This window comes from Shewanella sp. 10N.286.52.B9 (assembly GCF_002873635.1).
GTDB lineage: Bacteria > Pseudomonadota > Gammaproteobacteria > Enterobacterales > Shewanellaceae > Shewanella.
The window spans coordinates 1-6,539 of the sequence record NZ_MCTY01000032.1 but is presented as its reverse complement, the minus strand read 5'-3'; the positions used below and the strand labels follow the sequence as shown (position 1 = coordinate 6,539).

5 protein-coding genes are annotated in these 6,539 nt (G+C 41.9%); all 5 read right to left on the bottom strand.

The window, feature by feature from the left end; genetic code table 11:
• Positions 1–336: 336 nt before the first annotated feature.
• The 5 genes from BCU91_RS02940 to BCU91_RS02920 all read right to left on the bottom strand — a co-directional run bounded on the left by BCU91_RS02940 (position 337) and on the right by BCU91_RS02920 (position 6,308).
• Complete coding sequence (locus BCU91_RS02940; protein ID WP_198590421.1) at positions 337–2,121, bottom strand: M1 family metallopeptidase; 1,785 nt, start codon at positions 2,119–2,121, stop codon at positions 337–339.
• Positions 2,122–2,274: 153 nt separating this feature from the next.
• The gene (locus BCU91_RS02935; protein ID WP_102530870.1) at positions 2,275–3,246 is read right to left on the bottom strand and encodes a phosphate ABC transporter substrate-binding protein PstS family protein; all 972 of its coding nucleotides are present in this window, start codon (positions 3,244–3,246) and stop codon (positions 2,275–2,277) included.
• A gap of 1,226 nt (positions 3,247–4,472) precedes the next feature.
• Entirely contained in the window at positions 4,473–4,658 is a 186-nt protein-coding gene (locus BCU91_RS02930) for a hypothetical protein (protein ID WP_102530869.1), read from the bottom strand.
• Between the two features lie 194 nt (positions 4,659–4,852).
• On the bottom strand, positions 4,853–5,935 hold the full coding sequence (locus BCU91_RS02925) for an L-dopachrome tautomerase-related protein (RefSeq protein ID WP_102475381.1): 1,083 nt from the start codon (positions 5,933–5,935) through the stop codon (positions 4,853–4,855).
• 82 nt (positions 5,936–6,017) lie between these two features.
• Positions 6,018–6,308 carry a putative quinol monooxygenase gene (locus BCU91_RS02920; RefSeq protein ID WP_102530868.1) on the bottom strand — a complete coding sequence of 97 codons (291 nt, stop codon included), beginning with the start codon at positions 6,306–6,308 and terminating at the stop codon, positions 6,018–6,020.
• Positions 6,309–6,539: the final 231 nt, after the last annotated feature.

The window sequence follows — 6,539 nt, the reverse complement described above, 5'->3', positions numbered from 1 at the left end:
CTAAATTGCAGTAATAAAATCCAATCAAACCAGCTAGCCAAAAAAACTTTAAAATAATTTACCGCGGTAATGAACTTTTTTGAAATGAGCCACTCTGAGTAACTGTAGCAACGAGGTAATGTGCTTTTAAGGCGATGTTCACAAACTCTTCATCACAGTGACTGAATATCGAATGACATTATCGCTAACCGAATTATGTTTTACCCGGTTTTCATTGTTCATCATCATCCCCCATTTAGGGCATTGTTAATACGCTAGCGCATTATTAGCAAAACCCGCAAAGTAATACTTCTGGCAGCCCACTGGGTTGCCATTGTTAATCAATAGCGCCGAGCTTCAAAGCTGCTGCATCAGTGCATCAAGTTGTACTTGCAGTGAAGGATGATAACCTGCCCTTGCCTGCTGAAATATCGCTAAAGCCTGTTGCTCATACCCGGCAATTAATAACTCGTTATAAAGCGGCTTAACAAACTTTGCTCGGCCAATATGACCTAAAAAGGCTGCAACCTTTGGCAGCACTATCTCATAGTTATTGCGGATGGCTACACTGTACCAGTCGCAGGCAAGCTCAGCATTTTGTGAACCCGAGAAGCCAAACACGCTATCAAGATCGGTAAGTTGTAGCTGCGTGAGTTGCAGCGGTAGCTGTTTGATAAAATACTGCCAATGATGCACTCGCCAACCAGCCACATTCAATTTAGCCGCACTGTCGCCCAGCTTTAATTGCTGCAATGCCAAATCCACTTTATCTAAGCTTGTGGATGTCGGCCCAACAAACCATTGGGGTAATCCTTCACCGTATACCCAAGTCATCAACTCTGATTCACTGATGGCCTCGGGATACTGCACAAGCAAGGTTTGCTTGGCATATTCAATAAAGGTTTCTGTGGTAATGGCTTGAAATTTAAAATGCTGCACATAATCAAATAAGAAGTGATCAAAGGCTTTACGGCCTAATCGTACTTCAAGTTCATGGACAAACATTGATGCTTTGTCATAGGTAAAGCGATTAAAAGCGTCATTGGCATCTTGGTGCTGCACGTTCGCCGGTAGTGTTTGCGCGGCTAATGGCATGGAGATCATTTCTTCTTTAAGGCGGCCAAACTCAATAACCCACTCAAGCTCCGCTTGCTCTTTGCCATAGATTTTTTCCACTAAACGATTAGTAAAGTAAGTGGTAAAGCCTTCATTGAGCCATAAATCTCGCCATGTGGCATTGCTGACTAAGTTGCCCGTCCATGAGTGAGCTAACTCATGGGCTACGGTAGACACTAAGCTTTTATCGCCCGCTATCAAGGTAGGAGTAATAAAAGCCAGTCGTGGATTTTCCATGCCACCAAAGGGAAAGCTCGGCGGTAACACTATCATGTCATAGCGATCCCATGGATATGGGCCAAGCAAGGACTCAGCCGCTAATATCATCTCCTCGGTATCTTCAAACTCAGCCAACGCTTTGGCTAGCATCGCAGGTTCGGTATAAATACCGCAGCGGTCACTAATGGCCCCGTAAGCTAAATCTCCTACTGCCAGTGCTAGTAAATGGGTCGGAATGGGCTTTTCCATCTCAAACTGGAACACGCCATCAGCGGGCATAATGTCACTATTTGCCGCGCTCATCACTGCCCGTAAACCGTTATTGACCTTAACGGCAGCTGAAAAAGTAATACGCGCTTTGGGAGTATCTTGCAAAGGGATCCAACTGCGGGCATTAACCGGTTGAGATTGGCTAAAAAGATAAGGGACTTGTTTACCTAAGGTTTGCTCAGGCGTCAGCCATTGCAGCCCTTGCGCCTTTGGGGAGGTACGATAACTGATGGTCACTTGGTTGATGTCATCACCTACTGCAATGATAATCTTCTCGCCTTGTAGCTCATTGATATGCTCAATACTAAATTCAAGCAAGCGACCACTATTATCGGTAATGGTATCGATAATCAAATCCCGGCCATCTAGCACTAATTCATTACAGTCTTCACAGCGATTAAATTGCAGTGTCGCTTGAGCGACTAATTGCTGCTTATCAAAATCAACATCTAAGTTTAACTGTAAATGATGCACTTTTATCTGATCAGTATTTGCCACTGAATGATAATCACGATTATTGTCCCAAAGCTTGCGCATTTTGATATCCATTACTCCAAAAGTTCTAATGAGTACTGTATACCAATGGCCGCTTTTCATCGAGTATCACTGTGTATCTAGTAAACTTAACGCTCACTATTTGAAATAAAAAAGCCTCTTAAAAAGAGGCTTTTTAAAAAGAAGCAGTTTAGCTTACAGCTTAATACCTGCTTTTTGTAAATCTTTTGCTACAACACTACGTGGTAGTGGTACATAGCCATCTTTCTCAACAACTTGCTGACCTTGAAGAGATAACACGTAACGGATGAACTCACGATCCATTGGTGATAAGTCATTGTTAGGGTGCTTGTTGATGTAAACGTATAAGTAACGTGATAATGGGTAAGTCCCATTCGCTGCATTACCTGCAGTTGCTGCGATGTATTTAGTGCCTTTCTTTGAAAGCGCTACCGCTTTAACACCTGCAGTTTTGTAACCGATACCAGAATAACCGATAGCATTAAGACCTTGAGAAACTGATTGCACTACTGAAGCAGAACCTGGTTGCTCATTAACGTTTGGTCTAAAGTCACCTTTACAAAGTGCTTTCTTTTTGAAGTAACCGTAAGTACCTGATACTGAGTTACGACCATATAATTGCACGTCTTTCTTAGCCCAGTTACCTTCTAGCCCAACATCGCCCCAACGCGTTACATCATCACCACCACACTTTTTAGTTGATGAGAAGATTGAATCGATTTGCTCGATGCTTAGCCCTTCGATTGGGTTATCTTTATGCACAAATACTGCTAATGCATCAATTGCAACACGAATAGCTGTTGGTGCGTAACCATAATGTTTTTCAAAAGCTTCAATTTCATTAGGCTTCATTTGACGGCTCATAGGACCGAACTGAGAAGTACCTTCAGTTAATGCTGGCGGCGCAGTAGAAGAACCGGCAGCTTGAATTTGGATATTTACGTTAGGGTAAATGTGTTTAAAATCTTCAGCCCATAAGGTCATCATGTTGGCTAATGTATCTGAACCCACTGATGACAAGTTACCTGAAACACCACTGGTTTTTTCGTACACAGGTAATGTTTTATCAATGGCTGCCATAGATGTAGCTGAAAATACACCAGCTGCAGAAAAGGCGATAGCGCCAACTAGCTGTTTAAGTTTCATTTTTGTGCTCCGGTATTATAAGCGTTGTTATTTAAGACAGGCTCAGTATCAATGACGATGATGACAAGTCTATGACGCTAATGTGACAGCAGTATGACAATTAACACTTTTAACAATCACACCAAACACGTTCCAAAGCTAATTAATGGCAACCTTAAGCAGTTAAAAATCATGGTGTTAGCTGAAAATCAGTTTATTTAAATTGCTTAATACAGCTAATTTTGACTATGAGTTATTTATTAAGCCTGCAGTTTTTACCTAACAAGTTAGGCTTTGTTGCAATAAAGACCAGCAAATAGTTTACAGACGCATCCGCAAGACCTTATAAAACCCGCTTCATGTAAGTTATTTGATACTGACCATTTTAAAGAAGCATTATTGTGGCTTAAAGAATCGGTTATTATGAACAATTCAAAGTCGTGATACCTAGTCCGCACCCAAATTAGACTGTTGATGCCTTTTTTGTATTTCCAAACTCCGTTTGGATTAACGTCGTGGGTTTTCCACCCACACCCAACCAAAAGGGTATCAACAGCATTACCCTCCATACTCTTTATTAATGAATTAGGCCCCGCCGCCCCTAACGAAAAATGCTGAAAAGCGCATGATTTTCGATGGGGATTTATCCAGCTTTTAACTTCGTTTGTTGCTAACTTCGGCCCCTGTTTATTATAAAGAGTGAAAATGCTAACGCTTCCGATGGTGAGTCTGAAGTAAATGGATTTACAAATGTCACGGTGGCATGGATGCTAAGGAGTGATCCTGCACCTCGAAAGCTATGCTCACATCCATGTGAGCATCACGCTATTTTCTTCAACGTCCTCAATTCAAATTGAGTTTTAGTCTTTTACTTTCTTAGATTTATAGATTGTCTAGCTTTTGATATTTGGCTTTTACTTGTTGCAATATAAAAAGCTAAATCGAAGAGATGAAAATTCCGATGTAAGCGCGGCTGTGACCGTCCATGACAAGGACGTCATGGCCGAGCTTTCAGGGACGAACTTGCAGCGTGTCACAGTCGTGCTTGCACATAAGCCTGCGGCAGGCAATGGATTAGATTGAAGTAATGGACTACTGAAAAAGAGCCAATATAAACGAAGTATAAAGTTGGTGGCTGTAACGCATTTATGCCCCAAAACAAGCTAGAGCAGGATTGAGGCTAATTTCAAGACACGCGATTAGACTTACTTTTCCTTATGTCTAGAGTTCTGACTATGTGGCCAAATTTACTGATCCACTACAGTTGATGCTTCTTCGTAAGAAAGGTGATCTGGAAAAGTTATAAAGCGATCTTCATGACCAACCACTTCCTGAGCTAACATACCATCAGTACTGCCTCCGCCTCTGGCCACATCGTTGCTACCTTGATTGATCGCGACAGTGTCCCAAGTCGGAAAAAACAGACCAACCACGCGGTTCCAACCTGAAGATGTGTAACCTTGCTACCGTCAGCAATCACATCACCTCCGCCAACAGCAGATGAGGCAAATTCAGACATCTGGATAAGGTCTCGACTCGGTTTTATCGTGAATTTTTCATGATGGGCTCGCTATTGAATTGAAAAATAAGGACAGGAGAGAATGACTCCCGCCATAAAGACCATCAATTAGTTAAGTTTGATTCGAAGCACATGGTATGGCTTGGTTGAACCTTCTTCGCCTTCGTTGAAAGCAGGGTGGAAGTGAAGAGAGTTTTGAGTGACGTACAAGTAATCACCCTGGATAGAGAAACCATCTGCCCATGACAATAACTTGTCATCTTGTGCAAAGATTTTGTAGCCGTCTTTATTCACCACACCAACAGCATTTTTCTCAATATCACCGACATAGATATCACCGTTATCTGCGATAATCATGCCATCACTTGGACGTTTTTCACTGAAAAATTCAATCTGCTCGGCCAATGCATCTTCACTAAGCGCTGTGTTAGCAAGAGCAGCGGCAGGAATACGGTAGATAGCACTACCATTGACTGTACCAAAATATAGCCATTCATTATTTGCATCAATAGTGATTGGATTCACACCAAGATAAAGCGCATCAACGCTACCATCTTCACGCTTTGTCGCCATACGAGAACTATCAATCACAACTTCATGCTCAGGTGAAAGCAGTGCTTTATTTGATTGCAAAACGCGGCGAGATTTACCTGTATTTAAATCTACAACAACAAAGGCAGGCGCAGCTTCGCCATACAGATTACCTAAACTCGTATCGGCAATGTACATCTGGTTACGCAGTGTATCTAATGCAAAATCCTGTAAAAAAGAGTTACCGACCTGTACGTCTTTTCCAATTTCAATGCGTTTAAATAGCTTATCGTTGACGGTATCCCATGCAACAATTTGCGAAGGCGAAGTTTCACTGCCCATATCTAACACCCACACAACACCATCATCGGTACTATCAATACCGATTACTGAAGCCAAACCAACCTCACCTTTATCTGGACCATCTGCCCAGTCTTGGGTTGGAAATGCTTTGGTTGAGCCATCCTTCATCAATTCAACAACACGAAGTTCAGGTGCATCAAGGGGTTGCATAGAAAGGAAAGTACGCCCCTGCTTCGTTACTGTAATGTTCCCTGGTCGTGTGCCATCAAGCTTGGCAACCACTTCGATATCAGCCGCTTGCGCTGTGTTAACTATCATCGCAGTCGCAAGTGTTAGTAAGATTTTGATATTTTTCATGTCGAGCCTCATTGGTGTTCTTTGATGCCCTAACCGTTTTAGTCAGGGCATAGTGCTATAACAAGCTTGTTTTATGTTGTCGTTACGCGATCTTAGTCATTTCGTTGACTGTGAAGCTTGCGACAGAGCCTTCCGTTGCTGTCATGTAGTCAGCAAGGTGCTGGTTGCCCATATGAGCTTGCCAAAGTTCACGTGATACCCAGTTTTCATAAAAAGTAAAATGCGCTGGGTTGTCGTTGTCTTGATGAAGGTCATAGTTGATGCAACCTTCTTCAGCGCGAGTAATGTCGATAAGCTTTAGTAGCTCGGCTTTCACCAGTTCAATTTTGTCGTCATTAGCTTTGATGTTTGCAACAATCGTTAATGTAGTCATGGGATGTTCCTTTTAAATTTGATACCGAAATCGTCGGTAATTTTGATGTCTTTAATGTTTTAGTGATAGGGCAACTCGTCATGTCATATTGAGTTACTCACTAAATGTAGTACAGGTACTACACTCAATTACTGACTTATATTGTAAATACTTTCAAATCTATTTTGATAATTGAATGTTTAAATACGTTAATTTTTAACTAAGCGATCTTGGTCATTTCGTTGACAGTGA

Excerpts from the sequence above, each read along its gene's own strand:
- BCU91_RS02920 (WP_102530868.1), bottom strand. The coding sequence starts at position 6,308 with ATGACTACATTAACGATTGTTGCAAACATCAAAGCTAATGACGACAAA.
- BCU91_RS02940 (WP_198590421.1), bottom strand. The coding sequence starts at position 2,121 with ATGCGCAAGCTTTGGGACAATAATCGTGATTATCATTCAGTGGCAAAT.
- BCU91_RS02935 (WP_102530870.1), bottom strand. The coding sequence starts at position 3,246 with ATGAAACTTAAACAGCTAGTTGGCGCTATCGCCTTTTCTGCAGCTGGT.
- BCU91_RS02925 (WP_102475381.1), bottom strand. The coding sequence starts at position 5,935 with ATGAAAAATATCAAAATCTTACTAACACTTGCGACTGCGATGATAGTT.